The sequence below is a fragment of the Caproiciproducens galactitolivorans genome (assembly GCF_029266045.1).
GTDB classification, from domain to species: Bacteria; Bacillota; Clostridia; order Oscillospirales; family Acutalibacteraceae; genus Caproiciproducens; species Caproiciproducens galactitolivorans.
This window is the reverse complement of the sequence record NZ_JAJUFJ010000001.1, coordinates 134066-155116: the sequence shown is the minus strand read 5'-3', so window position 1 is coordinate 155116 and position 21051 is coordinate 134066. Positions and strand designations below refer to the sequence as shown.

The following is a 21051-nucleotide window of genomic DNA, read 5'->3' as shown; positions in this document are numbered from 1 at the left end:
ACTCCTATTTTTTTCGAAAAGCCGCAATAAAAAAGCCGTCAGTACCATGAAAATGCGGCATCAGTGTAAGCTGGTTTGCCGGTTCATCCACAGAATGCTGAATCGTGGCGGGCAAATGAAGCGGCAACGGTTCGAAATCGTCGTGGTTATTTATAAATCTATTTGTTACTTCGAAATTCTCTCTTGGGTTTAAAGTACAGGTAGAATAAAACAATATTCCATTGTCCTTTACCAGTTTTGAAGATTTACACAGAATACCGTACTGCAAATCAGGCAAACTGTCAATAGCTTGCTTCGATTTATATTTAATTTCCGGCTTGCGGCGGATAATTCCCAATCCGGAGCATGGAACGTCGCAAAGCACCCTGTCGGCAGGAGAAAGTTCCATTTTCGGGTTAGATGCGTCCCGGACCGCAGCCTGGATAATCGTCAGCTTTAAGCGTTCCGCACCCTGCCGGATTAACTGCACTTTTCCTTTGTATTGGTCAAAAGCGAGAAGCTTGCCCTGATCCTCCATCATTTCAGCAATTGTAAATGCTTTGCCGCCGGGCGCGGAGCACACATCGATCACTCTTTCACCCGGTTTCGGGTCAAACAAAAAACAGCAAAGCTGCGAGGAAAGATCCTGTATATGAAACAGTCCTTCCCGAAAGCTTTTGCAACTACCGATTGAACCGGTATGTTCCAGTTCTAGTGCGTTAATAAACCATGGTACAGCTTTTGCTTTGATCCCTTCCTGTTCCAGTCTTGCAATTAAGTTTTCCTCGGATATGGAAAGATTATTCACTTTTGCGAATATAGGCGGCTTCTGAAAGGCGCTTCGCAGCAGACCGGTCATGCAATCGTGCCCGTAGGCTTCCTCCCAAAGTCGGATAATCCATTCCGGACAGGAGTATTGAATGCTTAGAGCCGTTCGCGGTTCCGTTTGAGCATCCGGCATTTTTATCTGGTCGATGTTCCGAATGAGGGAACGCAGAACCGCATTAATAAAACCGGAAGCTTTTGCGGCCTTGTTGGCCTTTGCTAGATTTACTGACTCGTTTACCGCCGCAGAATTTGGAATTTTTTCAAGATAAAGAATCTGAAACGCGCCCATCCGAAGGATTTCAAGCACAACCGGCGACATTTTCGAAACAGGAGTTTTTGAAAATTGATTTAGAATATAATCGAGCGTCAACCTGCGCTCCAGAACACCGTAAAAAATAGCGGACGCCAGCGCTTTGTCCCGTTGATCTAGTGAATAGGCTTCCAGCGTTTTATCAAGAACAATGTTGGAATAGCCTTCGTCAACGTTTACATGCAGCAACGCCGCAAGCGCCGCGGACCTTGCGTTATTCATTAATCCCTACCCCGTCTGTTCCCCGCAAGGACAACCAATCTTAAAAGGGACATGATCGCGGCAAAACTGGCCGCCAGATAAGTCATCGCAGCAGCTTTCAATACTTTTTTTGCGCCTTCAAGCTCATCGGGGTACAGAATCCCCGCTTCGTCCAGCGCGCGGATTGCGCGTATGCTTGCGTTGAATTCAACCGGCAGGGTTACCAGTTGAAACAGCACAGCCAGCCCGAAGAGGGCAATACCCAGATACACGACAAAACTATACCTCACCGGCAGAATCAGGCCGATAATCACGAGCGGCATCCCCAAACTGGAGCCGAAATTTGTTATCGGAACCAGAACTGTACGAACTTTATTGGGAAAATAGCCCTGCGCGTGCTGAATCGCGTGACCGGCCTCATGTGCTGCCACGCCCACAGAAGCAATGCTTGTGGACGAATAAACATCGTCAGATAGACGGATTGTGTTATCGCGCGGGTCAAAATTGTCCGTAAGTCTGCCCTGGATGCGCTGTATCTGCACACCGGCAGCACCGCCGAACCGCGCGACGCTGTCTGCCGCCTGCGCGCCAGTCATGTTCCGGATTGTCAAGATGCGGGAATACTTCTCAAATGTGAACTGTACTTTAAACTGAGCATACATAGTGATGATCAGAGCCGGAAGAATAAATATGAAATATGTATAGTCAAAATAATAGAATCCCATTGAAAAACACCTCGTTTATCGTAAAATCTTTTCTTCTCCAATCGGATGCCCGCGCAGAAAATCCTTTCCGCTCATTCTTTTTTTGCCTTCATATTGGACTTCCAGCAATTCCAGCGCCGTATTGCCTCCGCAACAAACAATAAACACGCCGTTCGCGTTTACCGGATGCCCTGCTTCTCCCGAATAGCCATCCACAATTTTGGTTTTGTATATCTTCAAAAGCTTGCCGTGGAAAGTCGTATCCGCAACCGGCCACGGGGACAGGCCCCGCACCAAATTATGAATTTCCTGCGCCGGTTTGTTCCAGTCGATATGGGAAAGCTCTTTTGTCAGCATAGAAGCATAGCAGGTTTCCGAATCTCCCTGTGGGATTCGCTGTATGGCGCCTTTTTCAATTCCCTCGAGCGTCTTTATAATCAACTCCGCACCGAGCTGGGAAAGCCGGTCGTGCAGTTCCCCTGCCGTTTCCTCCGATCCGATTTCTATTTTTTCCTTTAACAGCATATCGCCGGTATCCAGCCCTTCCGCCATATACATGGTTGTAACGCCGGTTTCCTTTTCTCCGTTGATGACCGCCCACTGAATCGGCGCCGCCCCGCGGTACTTCGGAAGAAGGGAAGCGTGCACATTAATGCAGCCGTAAGGCGGAACCGCAAGGATCTCTTTGGGCAGAATTTTCCCGTAGGCGACGACAACAATCGCATCCGGATGAAGGTCCCTAATCAATTGTGCCGCTTCCTCTGTGCGCAGGGTTTTCGGCTGGTAAACAGGAATGTTTTTTTCCTGCGAAAGCACTTTCACCGGCGGCGGGGTTAGTGCATAGCCCCTGCCCTTCGGCTTATCCGGCTGTGTAAAGACCGCGCAGACCGTATGCTTTTCTATGATGGATTGCAGGCACGGCACGGCAAAATCCGGTGTACCCATAAAAATGATACGCATTGAATCACCCAATTCATTATTTTAAGTTCGCTAATTCTTCTTCACTAAGCATATGGATTACATGGGATTTAAAAAGGATACCGTCGAGATGGTCGATTTCATGGCAGAAAACCGTAGCCAGCAATTTTTCGCCTTCTATTTCAAAAAACTCGCCTTTTCTATTCTGCGCCCGTACCTTCACGTGCATTGGGCGCTTGGTAATTCCGTATTGCCCGGGGGCGGAAAGGCATCCTTCTAAGGGTTCCTGTTCTCCACTTTGTTCAAGAAAAACTGGATTAATCAGCTCAATTGGGCCCTCGCCGATATCGACCACAACGGCGCGGCGCAGGATTCCTACCTGCGGCGCCGCCAGCCCGACGCCGTCCGCGTCATGCATGGTTTCCTGCAGGTCATCCAACAGCTGCACCAGCTTCTTGTCAAATTTCTCAACAGGATGGCTGACTTTATTTAGAAAAGGGTCTCCTTCTTTTATAATGTTTCGAATTGCCATAATTATACCTCCATTTTATAGAATGCTATTCGGATTCATATCAGCAAAAACGGTAACGGATTTATATTCACGGTTTTCTGAAAACTGAATCAGCAGACGGGAAATCATTTCCCGTAATTTTGCGTTATTGCGGCATTTAATGATTAATTTATATCTATATTTATTATTTACCTTACCGATTAATGCGGGTGCCGGATTTAATACCCTCAGCGGCTGTTCGGGGTATTCGCTTTTTGCCAGAAATGCAAGGTTGCTTAAAAAAGTTTTGCTGGCTTTATGTACCTGATCCTGCATATTTCCCACAAAACCAATAACGCAGATATCGGAATAAGGAGGGTAAAGCATCGCTTTCCGGATAGCAATTTCGCCCTTGTAAAACTCCTGATAATCCTGCCGCGCGGCAAGCCGCAAAATAGAATTTTCCGGGGTAAATGTCTGAATGATCGCCCTTCCGGCAAACTTGCCCCGGCCGGATCGGCCGACAACCTGCGTTATAAGATCAAACGCGCGTTCATAGCTGCGGAAATCATCGCTGTATAATGTCTGGTCGGCGGAAAGAACACCGACCAGCGTAACGTTTTCAAAATCAAGCCCCTTCGCCACCATCTGCGTTCCCACAATGATATCGTATTCACCCTGTGCAAAAAGCCGGAGTTTTCTTTCGTAAGCGAAGCGCGTCATGGTGGAATCGGTGTCCAGCCGCAAAATACGCGCATCCGGCAAGAGCTCCTGTAATTGCTGTTCGGCGCGCTGCGTCCCCCAGCCCGTATAGTAAACCTGATTCTCGTGGCACTGCGGGCATTCCTTGGTAAACGGAATAGAATAACCGCAGTAATGGCACATCAGACGTTTATTGGCGGAGTGGTATGTAAGAGAGATACTGCAATGCGGGCAAGTAACAACCTGTCCGCATTTTTTACAGGAAACAAAGGTATGGAACCCTCTTCGGTTCAGCAAGAGAATCGACTGCTTTCCGTTTTTCAAGTTATCGTTTAAAGCGGAAAATAATTCCGCGCTTAAAATCGTATCGTTCCCATTTTCCAATTCCCTATTCATATCAACCACCGTCACTTCCGGCAGCTCTGCACAGCCGAAGCGGGTGGAAAGCGTATTCAAGCTGTATCGCCCGTTTTGCGCAAGGTAATAGCTCTCGATGGAAGGGGTTGCGGATGACAAAACAAGAAGCGCTTTATGATATGCGCAGCGGAATTTTGCAACTTCGCGCGCATGGTAGCGTGGGGAGGATTCCGATTTATAAGTGTATTCCTGTTCCTCATCCACAATAATAATACCGAGATCCTGAAAAGGGGCAAAAACAGCGGAACGGGTACCGACAGCAATTTGCGCTTCCCCGTTCTTTACTCTTTTCCATTCATCCAAACGCTCGCCCAGCGAAAGCCCACTATGAAAAACGGCTACGCTACGGCCGTACCTTTGGTGGAACAGGGCGACAGTCTGGGGAGTGAGTGAAATTTCCGGCACCATAACGATAATCCCGCGGCCTTCTCCCTTTACTTCGTCAATCAGCCGCATAAACACGGATGTCTTTCCGCTTCCGGTTACTCCGTAAAGAAGGGAAACGCCGCCCTTTCCTGACCGGTATTGCTGATAGAGATTCTCGAAGGCCTTCTGCTGCTCGGAAGAAAGCACGATATCCTCAGCATCTCCGTTTCCCGAAATATGCTCATAAGGGTTCCGGTAAACTTCCATTTCAAAATACTGCACAATGCCCTTTGTCGCAAGCGTATTTACCACCACGGGGGTCACCCCAGCAAAATAGCAAAGCTCTTTCAGGGAAGCACTGCCGGCTTCGCAAAGAAGATCGTATACATTTTTCTGTTTCTTTGTAAGCTTCGGCAGATACGAAAGATCGGTTAAGCGCACCATCTTCTGCGCCGCGTCTCCAATCCGGCGTACCGCTCCGCTGCTTTTGACCAGCACATTCGCGCTGCAAAGCTTTTGCAATACGGAATCGTCGGAAAAACCCATTGCAGAAAGCAACTTGTCCCGGTCAACAGAAGTTCTGGCATGCGCTAAATAGCGAATGACCTGCTTCTCCGACTCGCTGAAATCTTCCATGAAAAGCGTGTCCGAATTTACAGCCAAAGAGTATTCCGTTCGGATTTTTAAATTCAAGCCAGCGGGCAAAAGAAGCTTAACCGCATCAAACAGAGTGCAAAAATAATGTTCCTTCATCCAAGAAACCAGCTGCAAGCCTTCATTTGAAAGAAGCGGCGCCTTGTCAAGCACCGCCAGAATAGGTTTTAAGCAATCTGCAACCTTTTGTTCAGTAATCGCAAGAATAATCCCCTGACGTTTGCTGTTGGCTCCGCCGAATGGAACGATGACGCGGCAGCCCGGCTTTGCATCCGCCAACAGTGTTTCCGGAACGCAATAGTCGAAAGCCTTGTCAAAATGATAAACGGTTTTCTCAACCGCAACTTTTGCAACGGTAAATTCGGACATGTTTTAACCTCAAAGATTTTATTCCGATGCCTCTTGCTTTGGTTCAACAACAATATATTTATGTTCCATAAGCTCATGAACAGCCAGATCCACCGGCTTTTCTGTTAATATTTCCCCTTTTTCTTCCGCTTCGGAAGCGATTTCCCTCGCCCTTTTCGATACGGCAACCACAAGGGAGTACCGGCTTTGATCGGGTCCTATAATAAGATCTGCAGATGGTTTAAGCATGGTTTAAGATCCTTTCAATTAAATTATTATCACGCTGCACTTTATGCTTTTCGGCATGAAGGATATGAATGATTTCCTCCGCTGCCTGTTCCACCGTATCATTTATAACGGCGTAATCATAATGGACGGCTTGTAATATTTCATCCCGCGCAACCATAAGCCGCTTCTGAATAACGTCGTCGCTATCCGTACGGCGGTTTCTCAAGCGGTTTTCAAGAACCTTCAGCGATGGAGGCAAAATGAAGATACCGACACAGTCCGGGCACTTGCTTTGAACCTGCGCCCCGCCCTGCACTTCAATTTCCAATACCACATCCAAGCCTTCTGAAAGCCATTTCTCAATTGGTTTTTTTGGGGTTCCGTAAAAATTTCCGCAGTACCCGGCACTTTCGAGCATCTCGCCGTTTTCCGCCATCTCCTGGAATTTTTCCTTCGTTAAAAAATAATAATCCTTTCCATCGATTTCACCCTCCCTTGGAGGACGTGTTGTCGCGGATACGGAAAGACGGATATTGGGGTCTTTCTCCAGCAAATGTTTCAGTACCGTGTCCTTCCCAACCCCGGACGGGCCGGAAAAAACAATCAGAAGACCTTTACTCTTCATCTTCTTCCAGTTCCTCCTCGGTCAAATCCTCTTCGCGGTCGTTCAGGCGGTTGGCTACCGTTTCCGGCTGTACGGCCGACAGGATTACATGGTCGCTGTCCGTAATAATAACCGCTCTGGTACGGCGCCCGTAAGTCGCGTCGATCAAGGTACCCCTTTCTTTTGCATCCTGAATAACGCGTTTAATTGGGGCGGATTCCGGGCTTACAATTGCCACAAGACGATTTGCGGAAACCATATTGCCAAAGCCAATATTTATAAGCTTCATAAAATACTCCTTACGATTGCCACATCAATCATTCGATATTTTGTATTTGTTCACGAATTTTTTCAATCTCTGCCTTAATATTCACAACCATATGGGCGATCTGCGCATCAACACATTTGGAACCGATCGTATTTGCTTCACGATTCATTTCTTGAACAATAAAATCCAGCTTCCGTCCAACCGCCTCATCGGATTTTAACATATTGGCAAACTGGTCAAAATGGCTGCGCAACCGTACGGTTTCCTCTGAAACTGCCACTTTATCCGCAAAGATCGCCGCCTCGGTCAAAATCCTCTGTTCGTCTATATTAGAGTCGCCGAGCATCTCCTTCAGCTTTTGAAAAAGCTTTTGTTGATATTCTTTTACTGTTTGAGGAGAACGTTGCTCAATTTTGCCCACAATTTCCAAAATGGTTTGCGCGCGTTGCAACACGTCCGTTTTTAAACGGGCGCCCTCGGTTTCCCTCATGGCAATGAAGGCCTGCAACGCCTCGTCCGTTACCATTCGAACGGCGTCCCAAATCATCGCCTCGTCATCCGGCGCTTTATGAATGGTAAAAATATCAGAATATCGCGAAATAGTGTTTACGGAAATATCATCTTTCAAATTGTAGCGCTCGGAAAGTTCGCGCAAGGCGTTAACATATCCGGCGGCTAAGGAATGATTGATAAGAACCTGAGCATCCGTGTCTTCTAACGTTTCAACCGATACAAATACATCAATCTTTCCTCTGGAAATCTTGCTTTGCAGATAGGATTTCAATTTATCGTCTAAAAAACCGTATCCGCGGGTTATGCGGGAAGTAAATTCAAAATACCGGTGATTGACGGATTTGATTTCAACAATAATATTCCGCCCGTTCACCATTTTTTCGCATCTGCCAAAACCGGTCATGCTTCTAATCATGCATTTCATCTCAATTCACTTTAAAATCATACGGAATTGTTCGGAATCAAACAAAGCATATTATTTTATTATTTTAACAGTTTCCTGCTGTTATTGTCAACCAGAGCAAAACAATTCAGCCCCAGTACTGAGGCTGAATTGACAATCATCATTATTTAGACAGGATGAATCTTTTCTTCTGCGTCGGCGTGTTTCCCGTCAATTCCGTATTTCTTTTCCGCACGTTTTTTAAAGAAGTCCGTCGCTACCTTCGGGAACTGCGCGTAGGACAGAACATCTTCCTCCTGCTCAATCCACTGCGCACATTCCTTTCGCAGGGATTCCAGCTCCGGTTCGAGCAAATCCGCCGGGCGGCAGGTGATTCTTTCCGTATCGCCGATAATCTTCTTTGCAAATTCTTCATCAACCGGCAAGGGTGTGGTTCCGTACTTTCCGGCGATCAAATCCTTGAACTCGTTCGTGCACATTTTATAACGCTCGCCGGTTATGACATTATAAACAGCCTGCGTACCGACAATCTGCGAGGTTGGGGTTACCAGCGGAGGATATCCAGCATCCTTGCGCACACGGGGAACCTCCTGCATAACTTCCTCCAGTTTGTCTGCCTTCCCCGCCTGTTTCAGCTGCGAAAGCAGGTTGGAAAGCATTCCGCCCGGCACCTGATAGATCAAAGCCTTGGTGTTAACCGCAAGCATTTTGGGGTCAAGCAGCCCACTCTTAATGTATTTCTCCCGTAAGGTCATAAAGTATTCACGAATTTCGTTTAAAAGGACCAAATCCAAACCGGTGTCGTAATCCGTACCTTTCAGCGCCGCCACGATGGACTCCGTCGGAGTATGGGACGTGCCAAGCGCCAAGGGGGACATTGCCGTATCCAGCATATCAACGCCCGCTTCGACCGCTTTCAGTTCGCACATGGAGGCCAACCCGGAGGTGTAGTGCGTGTGAAGCTGCACCGGAATTTTTACGGCGGCTTTGATTGCCTTTACAATGTCATATGTTTCATACGGCGTTAAAAGCGCGGCCATATCTTTAATACAGATGGAATCCGCTCCGGTTTCTTCAATCCGCTTCGCGTAATCCACATAATACTCATGCGTAAAAACAGGACCTGTCGTATAGGATATCGCTACCTGCGCGTGCGCGCCCTCTTTTTTCGCGGCTTTAATGGCAACTTTCAGGTTCTTAAGATCGTTCAGCGCGTCAAAAATCCGGATAATATCAATTCCGTTTGCAACGGAGCGCTGGACAAAGTATTCCAGAACATCATCCGCATAATGGCGGTAACCCAGCATATTCTGCCCTCTGAAAAGCATTTGCAGCTTCGTATTCGGGCAATTCTTTCGGATGACCCGGAGCCGCTCCCATGGATCCTCATTTAAAAAACGAAGACAGGCGTCAAAAGTCGCTCCACCCCAGCATTCAAGCGAGTAATAACCGACCCGGTCTAGTTTGTTAAGTATCGGTAGCATGTCCTCAATCGGCATTCTGGTGGCAATTAAAGACTGGTGCGCGTCACGCAGAACGGTTTCAGTAATACCAATTTTCTTCATCTTAATTTACCTCCTTAATGGAGGGAAACAAGAGGAGCGCCGGAGTCGACGCTGTCCCCTTTGTTTACATGTACGGCTGCGACGGTCGCATCATGCGGAGCCATAATTTCATTCTCCATCTTCATTGCCTCCAATATGAGCAGGACGTCATTTTTCTTAACGCTTTGCCCGGGGGTAACATTGACCGATACAATGGTACCTGGCATTGGGCAAGATATTAACTCTGCGTCTGCCGGAACATCCGCCTTTGCTGCCGGTGCTTTCACAGGAGCCGGGGCGGGCGTGGGTGCAACAGCAGGTTGCGGTACGACTGCGGGCGCGGTAGATATGGAAGCAGGTGGGGTATTTCCAACTTCCTCTACCTGAACATCATACACTGTGCCGTTAACGGTTATTTTAAGGTTCTTCATTTCGTTGACCTCCTAAAATATGCAGAATTCTATGAGTAATAGAATCTATATTTGAATATTACTATGTTTTTTGGAAAGGCCGGAAACTCTTTTTTCCGCGAGCATCTGCAGGTTTGCGATAACGCGAATCCTTGTATCTTTCGGATGAACAATATCCTCAATGTATCCATCTGCAGCAACAGCAAACGGAGAGGCTTCCGTTTCTTTATATTCTTCAATCAGCTTTTTACGGTCTTCCACCGGATTGGCAGAATTGGCAAGGCGGTCGTTCCAAAGAAAGATTGCTGCTGTTTCCGGCGCAAGCGGGGAAACCACCGAATTGGGCCACGCCATCGTGTAATCCGAATTCGCTCCGCGGCCGGCGACCGCAATATAAACGGGGCCATAAGCGGAACCGGTTATAACCGTGATTTTCCCCGTGGTCGCTTCGGAATAAGAGCTGGAGAGCTTAGAAGCTTCACGAAGAGATTCAAATTTCTCCGCGTTGACAAAGGTCACAATCGGCAGGGAAAATGCGTCGCAGAACCGGATAAAACGAGCCGCTTTCGTGCAGGAATCCGCATCAAGCACCCCTTGTAATGCTACAATTCCGGTTGTAGAACCATCAATTTCCGCAAAACCGGTTATGGAAGACGTTCCGAACCGGTCGCCCAGTTCTACAAAACTGGCGTCGTCACATACAGCGGTAAGAACCGTTCTCATATCGGAATCGCACGTTAACTCCGTTTCGTCGCTGATAGCCTGCATTTCCAAAACCGGAATACCGGACAGGTTATTGGAAGGAAGGAGCGTTACCAGCTTGCGTACAGTTGAAATGGCGTCCTGCTCATCTTCAGAAACGATATGGCAGATCCCCATTTTTGCCGCCTCTTCCGCCGAACCATGTTCACCGTTTGTGTCAATGGTCAGTTCGCTGTTCTTAGACATTACAATAAAATCAGCGCTCGCGGCAATCATCGCCGAGGTACCGATGCAAGGTCCTAGAATCAATGATATTTGGGGAACAACGCCGGAAAGTTCATTCGCATTTGCAAGCACATCCCCATACGCGGCAAAAATATCGCTTCCCTCTTTCAAACGCCCTCCGATGGAATCATAAATCCCAATAATTGGAGTACCTGTTCTTAAAGCCAGATTATATAATTTCTTAATTTTAGAAGCCTGTGCTTTGGACATGGCTCCTCCTTCAATATCTTTGTTCTGGGAAAACACAAAGACCGGACAGCCCTCAATCGTACCATACCCTGTGATTACTTCCGCCAAGTTTTCACCGGATTTCGCAAAACAGTCTATTTCATTAAAACTGCCTGCGTCAAATAAAGCGTTGATGCGTTGATACCCTGTTGTGCTTTCCACCGAATCGCGCAGACGATGCAACAGTTCAGCATTGTCGACCTTATTCATTTTTATTCCTCCAATATTGGTAAAATACTTGTGAAAAAATTTTCAAATTTTAAATAAATTATAATATATTCCCAACGGAAAGGCAAGGGATAATCTTATTTATTCACTATAATTGCAAATCTTTACAAATTTCGACAGGGGACAGAGCATACTTCCGTTCTGAAGAACAAAGCCGGCAGACTGAAAAAACGGCTCCCATCCTGCAATTTTTGACTCCATCTGATACGCGCCAATCGTTGAGCCAAAGGAAGCTGCGGCACGCATCAGGCTGTCCGCACACATGCGGCTGTCCCCATCCGCCTGCGAAAAATCCTTGCAGCCAGATATCTCCATTTTCAGCAAACGGATAGTGGAAGCTTTCATGTCCACAACAATATAACCTCGTTCATCCGCGCCTTCCCACATTACGAGAACCCGTGCGTCATCTTCTGCGCCGGGGACGGACCGTAAAATTCGTTCCGTCCTTTCCCTGTCTTTGAGCGGCAGTATGGTAATCATCCGCTTTCCTCCTTAAGCTTTTCTGGACTTGCCTTCTTTTGCACCGGCCATCAGTTTTTTTACTTCCTCATTTGTAAGCGGACGCCACTTTCCGGGCTGAAGCATGCCAAGTTTCACCGGACCGACCGCAATGCGTTTCAACCTTGCGACTTTCAAACCAAGCTGTTCGCACATTTTACGAATCTGCCGGTTCCTTCCCTCGTATAAAACGATTTCCAGAACAACGCGCCCGGCTTCCTGCGAAATTACGTTTACCTTTGCAGGCGCTGTTTTTCTACCGTCAATAACAATCCCAACGGCAATCTGTGTCAACTGATCCTCCGTTATGCCGGGCCGGACCGTTACGCGGTAGGTTTTCGGAATATGAAGAGAAGGGTGCGTCATCGCATTTGCAAACTCCCCGTCGTTTGTCATGAGAAGCAGCCCTTCGGATTCCCTGTCCAGACGCCCAACCGGATAAACGCGCTCGGGAATATCTTTAACCAGCTCGGCGACGCATTTCCGGTTCATTTCATCGCTCATGGTGGTAATGAAGCCGCGCGGCTTATGCAGCATGATATAAACTTCCTTCACATGCGCGTCCAGAAACTTCCCCCTAATGCTGACTTTATCCTTTTGGGGATCAACTTTATCGCCGATTTTCGCGGTAACCCCGTTTACTTTAACCTCTCCGGCGGAAATCATCTCTTCCGCTTTCCTGCGTGAAGCGATTCCGCAGTCTGCGATCAATTTCTGCAGTCGCACGTCTTTTGCCATTTTATTCATCCTCTATGTTATTTAAAATAGGTTCTTAAGCCATTCCATCCATTTTTGAAATATGTTCTTATCCGTTTTTTCCTGTGCTACCGTTGCTGCCGCAACAAGATCCGTGGTGGCCAGCGTCTGCGTATTCAGCGTATACCGTATGCAACCCACCGTTTGCCCCTCCTCCACGGGCGCGTACAAGAAAGAAGACAGTTCCACGGTTCGTTTAATACCCGAGACATCGCTGTATTCCACCGCGATATCATTCCCCTTGCAGCCGTGCACAACCACGCTGTCGGCGACCCCCCCTACGATCGGTATTTTTACAGCATAGGAGGAGTCGTCAATCTTATATCCGGTCAATTTTGAAAAACCATAGTCCAAAAGCTTTTGATGGTCTTTCCAATCATCCGGATCATTCAGGGTAACAGCAATCAGGTTTACTCCGTTCCTTTGCGCAGACGATACCAGACACCTGCCGGATTTTTTTGTAAATCCGGTCTTTACGCCAATACAGCCATCATACATACTCAGAAGCTTATTATGATTTTTGAGCTTGCGCGTTTGATCGGGATTCACAAACTGAACTGCCATTACCTTCTGGCTGGCAATCTCGGCAAAATCCGGATTGTGCATTGCGGCCGCCGCAAGAATCGCCAAGTCCTTGGCCGTCGTATAGTGGTTTTCATCATCCAAGCCAGAAGGCGTGACAAAGTGCGTATTAGTCATGTTTAATTCCTTGGCCCTCTTGTTCATTAAAACAGCGAAAGCCTGATCGGAACCGCTGATCGCAATGGCGGCGGAATTTGCGGCGTCATTGCCGGAAACAAGCAGCATCCCTTCCGCTAAAGCCCTCAAGCTCAGCTTATCGCCGGGCCGCAACCCCATGGAAGAACCTTCTACCCGCACCATTTTGTCAGTAATCGTCACCACTTTATTATTCACAGCGGCGGTTTCCAGCGTGATTAACGCCGTCATAATTTTTGTTGTGCTGGCCATCGGGCGCCGTTCGTTTTCATTTTTTGCATAAAGAATCCGCCCGTCATCCGCATTTATTAAAATAGCGGATTTTGCCGACACTTGAAGCGGAGCGGTATCCGCGATAGCCATCATGGGAAAAAAGAACGGAAAGAATAAAACGATTAAAAAAGTTATTGCTGCTTTTTTTAACAAAACAACCACCTGCCTATAAATCTATATGCAGACGGTTGCTTTAATATTGAGTAATTATATTTGTGGATCGTCCAATTTAACATCTTTTATCTCGGACTCGGATTTGGAGCAGCATTTGCCTTCGGAGCCCCGGTACCGTTTTCCGTCTCCCTTTTTCGAGCCGAACATTCCACCGATTTTATCCATGACTTCGGGGAACATACCGATAATCCGGTCCGCCGTATTGTTGTACGGATCAATTTGCAGCATCTTTACTTCTCCGTTGCAAATAGTAATAAAAGCAACCGGACTGATGGAAACACCGGCTCCGGTACCGCCGCCGAAGAAGGTCTTCTCGCTTTGCGTTTTCGTTGGAAAATCGGAACCGCCGGAAGCAAAGCCGTAGCTTATTTTTGAAATTGGAATAATAATAGAACCGTCCGGCGATGTAATCGGATCGCCGACAATAGAATTGATATCGACCATTTGCTTGATCTTTTCCAAGGTCGTATTCATCATGCCTTCAATGGGATGTTCACTCATGCTCATGCACCGCCTTATTTGTAGAATTATTTGAAATTTTCGGGTTTGCTTTTGCCGCTTTATAGAGCTTCGTCGATTGCATAAGCGCAGGCAGTAAAGATATTAGAATCGAAAGCAGCATTATTCGGGCTTTGTATTGAAAAAGTACGCTACTCTCTTTCCTGTTAAAATCGGGAACAACATTAATGTGATACCGCCTGCAATTCTTATTCGCAACCAGAATCCCCATTGCCGTATACACGACCGAACAGGTATAGACGTAATTAATAGCGGCCTGCGCGGCGTCCTCGTCTGCAACCGTAATCTCCACGGAAATATTTTGAATGATCAGATGGGAAAAAAGCTTTTTTGCGGCTCCGGTTGCTATAGAGGAAAATTCGCTGATAATACTCAGAAAGCCGGATAAACCCTTCTGCTTTATTATTTCCTTAATTTTTGATTTTGTATCCTTTTTTTCTTCCGCTTCCTCTTTACCAACTTTTTCCTCGGATTTTTGGGGAGCCTCCCGTTCCGCAGGAATTTTATATCGGAAAAACAGGTACCGAATCGTTGCCGTAAACTCGTTTTCAAAGCGCATCTTTACGGTAACCGGACAGATAAGAAGGATGCCAAAGAAAAGGATGATTATAAAAAAAATCTTTAACGCGTTCATAAAGCCTCCAGCAGCGGTCTTGCCTATCCGGCTGAAACATTCTTGAGGTCGTTCTCTTCCTCCTCCGGCTGCTGCGTTTTTTCAAGGGGAGGAAGCTCGCTGAGCGAAGAAACGTTCAAGCAGCGTAAGAAACTTGGAGTCGTACCGTAAAGCAGAGGCCTTCCCGGCAATTCCAGCCGGCCCCGTTCCTCAATCAGCCCTTTTGCCGTAAGGCTGCCCAATACGCCGGAGCAATCCACCCCGCGGATCTGCTCAATAAACGCCTTGGTAACCGGCTGGTTATACGCTACAATCGCGAGCACTTCCATGCTTGCCTGGGAAAGCGGCGTATTCCTGCGCATATCCAAAATGCGGCGGACAAACGGTGTATATTGCGGATTGGAACACATCTGAAATTGTTCGTCAAGCTGTACAATTCGAATTCCGGCTTCTTCCCGGTTAAATTCATCCATTAAATTCTTCACTATTTTCAGAACGGTTGGCTTATCCAGTTCCAGAGCGTCCGCAATCCTGTCAATGGATACCGGGTCGCCGCTTGAAAAAAGAATCGCTTCTATTGCGCCTTGTATTTTTTTAATCTCCATTTTTTTACACCGCCACAAATCAATTTGACCGTTGCATTGCCCTTTTCTCCGTTAATTTGCACACGCTTCCCTTTTACCAGTTCCAACACCGCTAAAAAAGTCGCTATCAAATCCGATTTATCGGTTTTATCCGCAAATAATTCTTTGTACCTTACCTCATTCGTACGGTAAAGGCGGCGCAGAACATGTATGATCCGGGAAGATACGGATACAATTTTATGCGTTACAATGTTTGAGAACACCTCCGGCGACGGCGGGATAAAGCGTTTTCCATGCCCGACAGCCATATAATAGGCGTTATAAATTTCCATGGGCGTATGGTGGCGGCGGTATGTCTGATCAAACTCGATTTCCGCCGCTTCGCGGACAAAGATATCATAATTCAGCCTTTCCGCCATCAGCTCCGCAATGCGTTTGCATTCCTGATATTCCAAAAGCTGCCCGCTCAACTCTTGCCGGAGCTTTTCGCCCTCTTCATGTTTGGGAAGAAGGGAAACGGTTTTCATATAAACAAGACGGGCGGCCATTTCCAGAAACTCGCTTGCAACGTCCATGTCCTCTTCCTTCATAGCGTTTATCTGCTCCATATACTGATCCAAAAGCTCAGAAATCTGAATATCGCAGATATCCAGTTTGTTTTTCCGGATCAGATAGAGCAATAAGTCAAGCGGTCCCTCAAATACCGGCAATTTATAGGATAGTTTTTCCATATTGCCCCACTTTATAACAAACCGAAAAGTTTAAATGGCAGCGTAGCCAGCCAGAGGACCCCGTTCAAACATACATTCTGTAAAATTGCGAGAGGAACGCGAAGCATGCCGCTAAACAAGACAACAAACGCAATCATAATAATAATATTCTGGTAACGATAATAATTATAGAGTGCCTTGCTGGAAAGGAAAGCGCCGAGTATCTTGGAGCCGTCAAGCGGCGGAAGCGGAATCAAATTGAATACCGCCAGCGAAACGTTAATTACGATGTAGGCCGTAAAGAAATCATAAACAAATCCGGGCATTGAAAGGCCCTTCCACACAAAGAGAGCCAAATAAATGACTGCGCCAACAAAAGAAGCCAGCAAATTTGCGATTGGTCCGGCAAGAGCGGTAATCGCCATATCCCGGCGGGGATTTTTAAAATATCTTGTATCGACCGGCACCGGCTTCGCCCAGCCGAAGCCAAACATCAAAAGAAAGAATGCACCGATCGGGTCAAGGCTGACGATCGGGTTTAACGTAATCCTGCCGCTGTACTTTGCGGTTTTATCGCCAAGCTTATAGGCAACCCAGCCATGGGCGCACTCATGCAGCGGTAAGATACAGAAAATAACAAATAATGTTGCCAGTATTTGTGATACTACGGACGCCATGTCCAGGGGCTGTCCCTTTAACATATTGCTCATCATATCAAATAGCATATCGAAATTCTCCTTTATAAGCTAATATTATAATACGACTCCATAAAAAAAGCAAAACAATAATAAAAAGAAAAAATAATTTCAAAGATTTTCAAAGATATGAAACATAATGACGAAAAGGGCTTGCAATTATTTTGATTTTCTGATAGAATACCAATGTTGCGATTCTATACCAGTCCTTTTTAAAGGAGGTGCAGACACATGGCAAAATGTGATGTTTGTGGCAAGGACATGGCTTTCGGTATAAGAGTATCCCATTCGCATAGACGTTCTAACAGAACTTGGAAACCCAATATTCGGCGTGTTAAAGCAGTTGTGAACGGTACTCCTAAGCGTATTTACGCCTGCACCCGCTGCTTGCGTTCCGGAAAGGTTACCCGTGCTGTCTAATGAAAACAAAACATTAAGTTTAGAGGAGCCACATGAAGCGGCTCCTTTTTTCTTATTCCCTGGCCTAGTAAAAAAGTCATGCTTACTGCATAAAAACAGGCCGTCCCATTGAGACGGCCTGTTTTTATGATTTATGATTGATCGTCAATTTCTTCTCTGTGCCATTCTTAATTCTCTCAATGTTGGAACGATGTTCATAAATGATGGTAAGAGCCATGATAAGCGCTATGACCGATGTGACCCACACATAAGTCAGGGTAACTTCAGGACTCAGACTCCCGCTCCGATAATCCAAAAAATAAGTAATAAGAAAGGTAGCAATCGGAAAGGATCCGGCAGCTAGCATAGAAGATAATGAAACAATTCTGGTAATAAGAAAAACAATTATAAATATTGAGATAACGACGATAAAAACACGCCAGTCAATCAGAGCGATCATCGCTGCGCTCGTCAGGACTCCTTTACCGCCCTTAAAGCCAAAATAAATGGGATAAATATGGCCGATTACACAGGCCATCCCAGCAATATAAGCACCATACTGGACAATCATCAGCGATGCGTCGGCCATGTCACAGAAATACCCGAAAACCGCCTTGCCAATGATTACGGAAATCGCGCCTTTTAAAAAGTCGAAGATAAAAGTAAAAATTGCAGCCTTTGTTCCTACTGAACGAAGCACGTTTGTTGCACCTGCATTACCGCTCCCCATTGTTCGAATATCTACTTTATTAAATAACTTGGTGAAAATAATAGAAAAACTAATACTCCCCAAAAGATAAGAAATAATCGCCACTATAACGGTTGGAAGTGCAAAATCCTTAACATAACCAAACACTAATAACTCCCCCTTACTTATCTCCGCGCTCACGTATGATAAACCTTATCGGAGTTCCCTCCAAACCAAATGTTTCACGAATCCGGTTTTCCAGATATCTTTGATAGGAAAAATGAAACAGTTGTGCGGAATTCACAAAACACACAAAAGTAGGCGGTTTTACGGTTGCCTGGGTCATGTAATAAATTTTCAGCCTCCTTCCCTTATCGGTCGGTGGTTGTACCCTAGCCACTGCCTGTGCTAATACATCATTGAGCATTCCAGTAGCAATACGCATAGAATTTGCGTTTGCCACATGCTTAATCAGGTCGAAAAGGCGGTCGAGCCTCTGGCCTGTTTTCGCTGAAATAAAGATCATGGGCGCATAGGACATAAACGAAAAGTCCTGTTCCAGCTTTTTCCGGTATTCGATCATAGTGCGGTCGTCTTTTTCAATGACATCCCATTTGTTGACGGCAATCACACAGCCCTTTCCCGCTTCGTGCGCCAGCCCCGCTACTTTTGAATCCTGCTCCGTAAAGCCGACGGAAGCGTCTATCATAATAACGCATACATCCGCGCGTTCAATCGCCATCTGTGCGCGTATAACGCTGTATTTTTCAATGGAATCCTCTACTTTGCTCTTCCTTCGAAGCCCGGCGGTATCGATAAACGTAAAGCAGCCGTATTGGTTTTCAATTGTGGTGTCAATGGCGTCCCGGGTAGTTCCGGCAATATCGGAAACAATGCATCTTTCTTCCCCGGCAATCTTATTGACCAAAGAAGATTTCCCAACGTTAGGCTTGCCGATAATGGCTACTTTAATCAATTCGCCTTCATGTTCATCATCTTCCTCGGCGGGGAGGTTTTTCACAATCAAATCCAACAAATCCCCCGTGCCATGGCCGTGAACAGAAGAAACCGGAATGGGGTCCCCCAGCCCCAGGTTATAAAACTCATAAAATTCCGGAGGCGGGCTTCCTACCGTATCGCACTTGTTCACACAGAGGACAACCGGCCTTCCGCTTTTCAAAAGCATGGCCGCAATATCCGAATCCGTGGCAACCACGCCGGTGCGGATGTCGGTAACCAAAACAATGACATCCGCCGCGTCAATCGCAAGCTGAGCCTGACTGCGCATCTGTGACAGAATAATATCATTGGATGCGGGTTCAATTCCGCCTGTATCGACTATGGAAAACTTTCTGCCGCTCCATTCACATTCTCCGTAAATCCGATCCCTCGTGACACCGGGCACATCATCGACTATAGAAAGGCGTTCGCCGATTAATTTATTAAAAAGTGTTGATTTTCCTACGTTTGGCCTACCAACAATGGCAACAACCGGTTTAGACAACAACATCACACCCTACAATTGTATTTAAAAGCTCATATCCATCGTTCGGCGACACCGCAATTTTCACATTCAGCTCTTTGCTCAAATCTTCAAGGGAAACATCATCGAGAAAAAGATCCCCTTCCCTGCGGAGCATAACAGCGGGAATGATCAGTACATCCCCCAAATCTTTCCCCCGCAGCTGTTTCAGGATGTCCCCACCGGTCACCAAACCCGTTACATTTATGGTTTCTCCAAAAAATTCATTTACAATTGGAACCACATTGCAAATCAAATTATGGCATTTTATTCTTAATCCGTCAAGTAAAGTGTTCAAAAAACTGTATATACTTACCCCTGTTACTAAAGTAACATGTCTTTTTATTTCACGTTTCGACAAATCCGCCAGCGCATCCTCAAATTCCTGCTTTAAATTTGCAATTAGCCCTACGCCGTTCTCAAGCTGTTCAAAATCACCGTAAAATTCCGCAGGAGGAATCGGGCGCTCAGCTTTCAGGTAAAACTCGTCTGCCGCATAGCAAATCCGCTGCCCGTATTTCTTGACAAACCGGTCCCCAAACTCTTCGAGAATCCTTACCGTCTGTTCAGCGGATTCCTTATCGTAAGACTCCAGCGGATAAAGCCCCTCCCTGAATTTCGTAAGGCCGACTGGAACCGCCGCTATACTCTGCACCTCGGGGTACAAGTTCCCTAAATCCGTCAGAGTGCGTTTCAGCTCCTCGCCGTCGTTAATCCCCTTGCAAAGAACAAGCTGGGCATTTATTTTAATCCCCGCGGCGGCTAACTTATACATAAACCGCAAGGATTCGCCGGCAAACCGGTTGTTCATCATTTTCACGCGAAGCTCTGGGTTCGTCGTGTGTACGGAAATATTAATCGGGGTGATATGCATTTTAATAATCCGATCAATATCATACTCATTCATATTCGTAAGGGTAATATAATTCCCAAACAGGAAAGACAGCCTGGAATCGTCATCCTTGAAATAAAGCGTGCTGCGCATCCCTTTTGGAAGCTGATCTATAAAGCAGAATATGCATTTATTTCTGCAGGAACGCTGCTCGTCCATCAAATACGTTTCAAATTCCAGACCGATGGACTCATATTCACCCTTACGAATATGAACCGTATGGGGATTTTGAAGCTGGTCGGTCAATTCCACGGTTAAGTTCTTATTTGTTTCATAAAAACGATAATCCAAAACGTCGTCGATCCGGTTTCCATTAATAGATATTACCGTTTCCCCGGGAAGAATACCTACCTTTTGGGCGGGACTGTCTTTCTCTACCGATAAAATTTTAACTGGCATGTTAACTCCTCGATATTATAAAAAAATAAGAGAAGGATTTCTCCTTCTCTACATTTCCGGAAAATCAAATGAAAGCTTATGCTTCCTTTTTGATAACTTCCCTACCGTTGTAGTAACCACAACTGCCGCATACTCTATGTGGGGTTTTGTACTCACCACATTTCGGGCACTTTACCAGCGCAGGAGCACTAATCTTCCAAACATTTGAACGTCTTTTATTTTGTCTGGCACTCGACACTTTTCTCTTTGGTACCGCCATCGTCAGCACCTCCTTATAAAACT

The 21051-nt window shown here is 46.4% G+C and carries 25 protein-coding genes; 1 reads left to right on the top strand and 24 read right to left on the bottom strand.

The annotated features are described in order from the left end of the window. Positions 1 to 4: 4 nt before the first annotated feature. The 20 genes from rsmB to P9B68_RS00630 all read right to left on the bottom strand — a co-directional run bounded on the left by rsmB (position 5) and on the right by P9B68_RS00630 (position 16899). Entirely contained in the window at positions 5 to 1339 is a 1335-nt protein-coding gene (gene rsmB, locus P9B68_RS00725) for a 16S rRNA (cytosine(967)-C(5))-methyltransferase RsmB (protein ID WP_277668279.1), read from the bottom strand. Beyond that, complete coding sequence (locus P9B68_RS00720) at positions 1339 to 2043, bottom strand: zinc metallopeptidase (RefSeq protein ID WP_135659316.1); 705 nt, start codon at positions 2041 to 2043, stop codon at positions 1339 to 1341. The genes rsmB and P9B68_RS00720 overlap by 1 nt, the downstream gene beginning before the upstream one ends. Before the next feature lie 15 nt (positions 2044 to 2058). Continuing rightward, positions 2059 to 2982, bottom strand: coding sequence for a methionyl-tRNA formyltransferase (gene fmt / locus P9B68_RS00715; RefSeq protein ID WP_135659318.1), 924 nt, complete (start codon positions 2980 to 2982; stop codon positions 2059 to 2061). 16 nt (positions 2983 to 2998) lie between these two features. Further along, entirely contained in the window at positions 2999 to 3472 is a 474-nt protein-coding gene (gene def, locus P9B68_RS00710; protein ID WP_135659320.1) for a peptide deformylase, read from the bottom strand. Between the two features lie 15 nt (positions 3473 to 3487). After that, positions 3488 to 5938 (bottom strand): primosomal protein N', encoded by a 2451-nt coding sequence (gene priA / locus P9B68_RS00705; RefSeq protein ID WP_135659322.1) that lies wholly within the window; start codon positions 5936 to 5938, stop codon positions 3488 to 3490. Positions 5939 to 5956: 18 nt separating this feature from the next. Beyond that, entirely contained in the window at positions 5957 to 6166 is a 210-nt protein-coding gene (locus tag P9B68_RS00700) for a DNA-directed RNA polymerase subunit omega (RefSeq protein ID WP_135659324.1), read from the bottom strand. Beyond that, positions 6159 to 6770 (bottom strand): guanylate kinase, encoded by a 612-nt coding sequence (gene gmk / locus P9B68_RS00695; protein WP_135659326.1) that lies wholly within the window; start codon positions 6768 to 6770, stop codon positions 6159 to 6161. The genes P9B68_RS00700 and gmk overlap by 8 nt, the downstream gene beginning before the upstream one ends. Continuing rightward, a complete protein-coding gene (remA, locus tag P9B68_RS00690) occupies positions 6760 to 7038 on the bottom strand; it encodes an extracellular matrix/biofilm regulator RemA (protein WP_135659328.1) in 279 nt (92 codons plus the stop codon). Before remA ends, gmk begins: the two co-directional genes overlap by 11 nt. A gap of 28 nt (positions 7039 to 7066) precedes the next feature. Then, positions 7067 to 7945 carry a YicC/YloC family endoribonuclease gene (locus tag P9B68_RS00685; protein WP_277668278.1) on the bottom strand — a complete coding sequence of 293 codons (879 nt, stop codon included), beginning with the start codon at positions 7943 to 7945 and terminating at the stop codon, positions 7067 to 7069. A 155-nt stretch (positions 7946 to 8100) separates the two neighbouring features. Beyond that, positions 8101 to 9498: an oxaloacetate decarboxylase subunit alpha gene (locus P9B68_RS00680; protein ID WP_277668277.1), complete on the bottom strand. Its 1398-nt coding sequence runs from the start codon at positions 9496 to 9498 to the stop codon at positions 8101 to 8103. Positions 9499 to 9512: 14 nt separating this feature from the next. After that, positions 9513 to 9908, bottom strand: coding sequence for a biotin/lipoyl-containing protein (locus P9B68_RS00675; RefSeq protein ID WP_277668276.1), 396 nt, complete (start codon positions 9906 to 9908; stop codon positions 9513 to 9515). A gap of 45 nt (positions 9909 to 9953) precedes the next feature. Further along, a complete protein-coding gene (locus P9B68_RS00670; RefSeq protein ID WP_277668275.1) occupies positions 9954 to 11312 on the bottom strand; it encodes an acyl-CoA carboxylase subunit beta in 1359 nt (452 codons plus the stop codon). Positions 11313 to 11411: 99 nt separating this feature from the next. Then, a complete protein-coding gene (locus tag P9B68_RS00665) occupies positions 11412 to 11810 on the bottom strand; it encodes a hypothetical protein (RefSeq protein ID WP_277668274.1) in 399 nt (132 codons plus the stop codon). A 12-nt stretch (positions 11811 to 11822) separates the two neighbouring features. Beyond that, positions 11823 to 12566 (bottom strand): pseudouridine synthase, encoded by a 744-nt coding sequence (locus P9B68_RS00660; protein WP_135659338.1) that lies wholly within the window; start codon positions 12564 to 12566, stop codon positions 11823 to 11825. 21 nt (positions 12567 to 12587) lie between these two features. Then, on the bottom strand, positions 12588 to 13736 hold the full coding sequence (locus P9B68_RS00655; protein ID WP_407932237.1) for a D-alanyl-D-alanine carboxypeptidase family protein: 1149 nt from the start codon (positions 13734 to 13736) through the stop codon (positions 12588 to 12590). 45 nt (positions 13737 to 13781) lie between these two features. Beyond that, on the bottom strand, positions 13782 to 14249 hold the full coding sequence (gene ytfJ / locus P9B68_RS00650) for a GerW family sporulation protein (protein ID WP_135659340.1): 468 nt from the start codon (positions 14247 to 14249) through the stop codon (positions 13782 to 13784). Beyond that, positions 14242 to 14901: a DUF2953 domain-containing protein gene (locus P9B68_RS00645; protein ID WP_277668272.1), complete on the bottom strand. Its 660-nt coding sequence runs from the start codon at positions 14899 to 14901 to the stop codon at positions 14242 to 14244. Before P9B68_RS00645 ends, ytfJ begins: the two co-directional genes overlap by 8 nt. Before the next feature lie 23 nt (positions 14902 to 14924). Then, entirely contained in the window at positions 14925 to 15485 is a 561-nt protein-coding gene (scpB, locus tag P9B68_RS00640) for an SMC-Scp complex subunit ScpB (protein ID WP_135659344.1), read from the bottom strand. Then, positions 15455 to 16195: a segregation and condensation protein A gene (locus P9B68_RS00635; RefSeq protein WP_135659346.1), complete on the bottom strand. Its 741-nt coding sequence runs from the start codon at positions 16193 to 16195 to the stop codon at positions 15455 to 15457. Before P9B68_RS00635 ends, scpB begins: the two co-directional genes overlap by 31 nt. Before the next feature lie 11 nt (positions 16196 to 16206). Next, positions 16207 to 16899, bottom strand: coding sequence for a site-2 protease family protein (locus P9B68_RS00630; protein WP_243112979.1), 693 nt, complete (start codon positions 16897 to 16899; stop codon positions 16207 to 16209). Between the two features lie 201 nt (positions 16900 to 17100). Here P9B68_RS00630 and rpmB point away from each other — a divergent pair, with 201 nt between their 5' ends. Beyond that, positions 17101 to 17289 (top strand): 50S ribosomal protein L28, encoded by a 189-nt coding sequence (rpmB, locus tag P9B68_RS00625; protein ID WP_135659348.1) that lies wholly within the window; start codon positions 17101 to 17103, stop codon positions 17287 to 17289. A 124-nt stretch (positions 17290 to 17413) separates the two neighbouring features. Here the strand turns inward: rpmB and plsY are convergent, their stop codons facing one another. The 4 genes from plsY to rpmF all read right to left on the bottom strand — a co-directional run bounded on the left by plsY (position 17414) and on the right by rpmF (position 21028). Further along, the gene (gene plsY / locus P9B68_RS00620; RefSeq protein WP_135659351.1) at positions 17414 to 18124 is read right to left on the bottom strand and encodes a glycerol-3-phosphate 1-O-acyltransferase PlsY; all 711 of its coding nucleotides are present in this window, start codon (positions 18122 to 18124) and stop codon (positions 17414 to 17416) included. 13 nt (positions 18125 to 18137) lie between these two features. Then, the gene (der, locus tag P9B68_RS00615) at positions 18138 to 19460 is read right to left on the bottom strand and encodes a ribosome biogenesis GTPase Der (RefSeq protein ID WP_135659353.1); all 1323 of its coding nucleotides are present in this window, start codon (positions 19458 to 19460) and stop codon (positions 18138 to 18140) included. Beyond that, entirely contained in the window at positions 19453 to 20769 is a 1317-nt protein-coding gene (locus P9B68_RS00610; RefSeq protein WP_277668271.1) for a DUF512 domain-containing protein, read from the bottom strand. Before P9B68_RS00610 ends, der begins: the two co-directional genes overlap by 8 nt. Positions 20770 to 20845: 76 nt before the next feature. After that, positions 20846 to 21028, bottom strand: a complete 183-nt coding sequence (gene rpmF / locus P9B68_RS00605) for a 50S ribosomal protein L32 (protein WP_135659357.1) — start codon at positions 21026 to 21028, stop codon at positions 20846 to 20848. Positions 21029 to 21051: the final 23 nt, after the last annotated feature.

Coding starts and splice junctions, on each gene's coding strand:
- ytfJ (WP_135659340.1), bottom strand. CDS start 14,249: ATGAGTGAACATCCCATTGAAGGCATGATGAATACGACCTTGGAAAAG.
- P9B68_RS00660 (WP_135659338.1), bottom strand. CDS start 12,566: ATGGCAAAAGACGTGCGACTGCAGAAATTGATCGCAGACTGCGGAATC.
- remA (WP_135659328.1), bottom strand. CDS start 7,038: ATGAAGCTTATAAATATTGGCTTTGGCAATATGGTTTCCGCAAATCGT.
- P9B68_RS00675 (WP_277668276.1), bottom strand. CDS start 9,908: ATGAAGAACCTTAAAATAACCGTTAACGGCACAGTGTATGATGTTCAG.
- P9B68_RS00610 (WP_277668271.1), bottom strand. CDS start 20,769: ATGCCAGTTAAAATTTTATCGGTAGAGAAAGACAGTCCCGCCCAAAAG.
- rpmB (WP_135659348.1), top strand. CDS start 17,101: ATGGCAAAATGTGATGTTTGTGGCAAGGACATGGCTTTCGGTATAAGA.
- P9B68_RS00635 (WP_135659346.1), bottom strand. CDS start 16,195: ATGGAAAAACTATCCTATAAATTGCCGGTATTTGAGGGACCGCTTGAC.
- P9B68_RS00645 (WP_277668272.1), bottom strand. CDS start 14,901: ATGAACGCGTTAAAGATTTTTTTTATAATCATCCTTTTCTTTGGCATC.
- P9B68_RS00665 (WP_277668274.1), bottom strand. CDS start 11,810: ATGATTACCATACTGCCGCTCAAAGACAGGGAAAGGACGGAACGAATT.
- scpB (WP_135659344.1), bottom strand. CDS start 15,485: ATGGAGATTAAAAAAATACAAGGCGCAATAGAAGCGATTCTTTTTTCA.
- P9B68_RS00720 (WP_135659316.1), bottom strand. CDS start 2,043: ATGGGATTCTATTATTTTGACTATACATATTTCATATTTATTCTTCCG.
- def (WP_135659320.1), bottom strand. CDS start 3,472: ATGGCAATTCGAAACATTATAAAAGAAGGAGACCCTTTTCTAAATAAA.
- P9B68_RS00700 (WP_135659324.1), bottom strand. CDS start 6,166: ATGCTTAAACCATCTGCAGATCTTATTATAGGACCCGATCAAAGCCGG.
- gmk (WP_135659326.1), bottom strand. CDS start 6,770: ATGAAGAGTAAAGGTCTTCTGATTGTTTTTTCCGGCCCGTCCGGGGTT.
- P9B68_RS00670 (WP_277668275.1), bottom strand. CDS start 11,312: ATGAATAAGGTCGACAATGCTGAACTGTTGCATCGTCTGCGCGATTCG.
- P9B68_RS00680 (WP_277668277.1), bottom strand. CDS start 9,498: ATGAAGAAAATTGGTATTACTGAAACCGTTCTGCGTGACGCGCACCAG.
- P9B68_RS00685 (WP_277668278.1), bottom strand. CDS start 7,945: ATGATTAGAAGCATGACCGGTTTTGGCAGATGCGAAAAAATGGTGAAC.
- rpmF (WP_135659357.1), bottom strand. CDS start 21,028: ATGGCGGTACCAAAGAGAAAAGTGTCGAGTGCCAGACAAAATAAAAGA.
- fmt (WP_135659318.1), bottom strand. CDS start 2,982: ATGCGTATCATTTTTATGGGTACACCGGATTTTGCCGTGCCGTGCCTG.
- rsmB (WP_277668279.1), bottom strand. CDS start 1,339: ATGAATAACGCAAGGTCCGCGGCGCTTGCGGCGTTGCTGCATGTAAAC.
- priA (WP_135659322.1), bottom strand. CDS start 5,938: ATGTCCGAATTTACCGTTGCAAAAGTTGCGGTTGAGAAAACCGTTTAT.
- P9B68_RS00630 (WP_243112979.1), bottom strand. CDS start 16,899: ATGCTATTTGATATGATGAGCAATATGTTAAAGGGACAGCCCCTGGAC.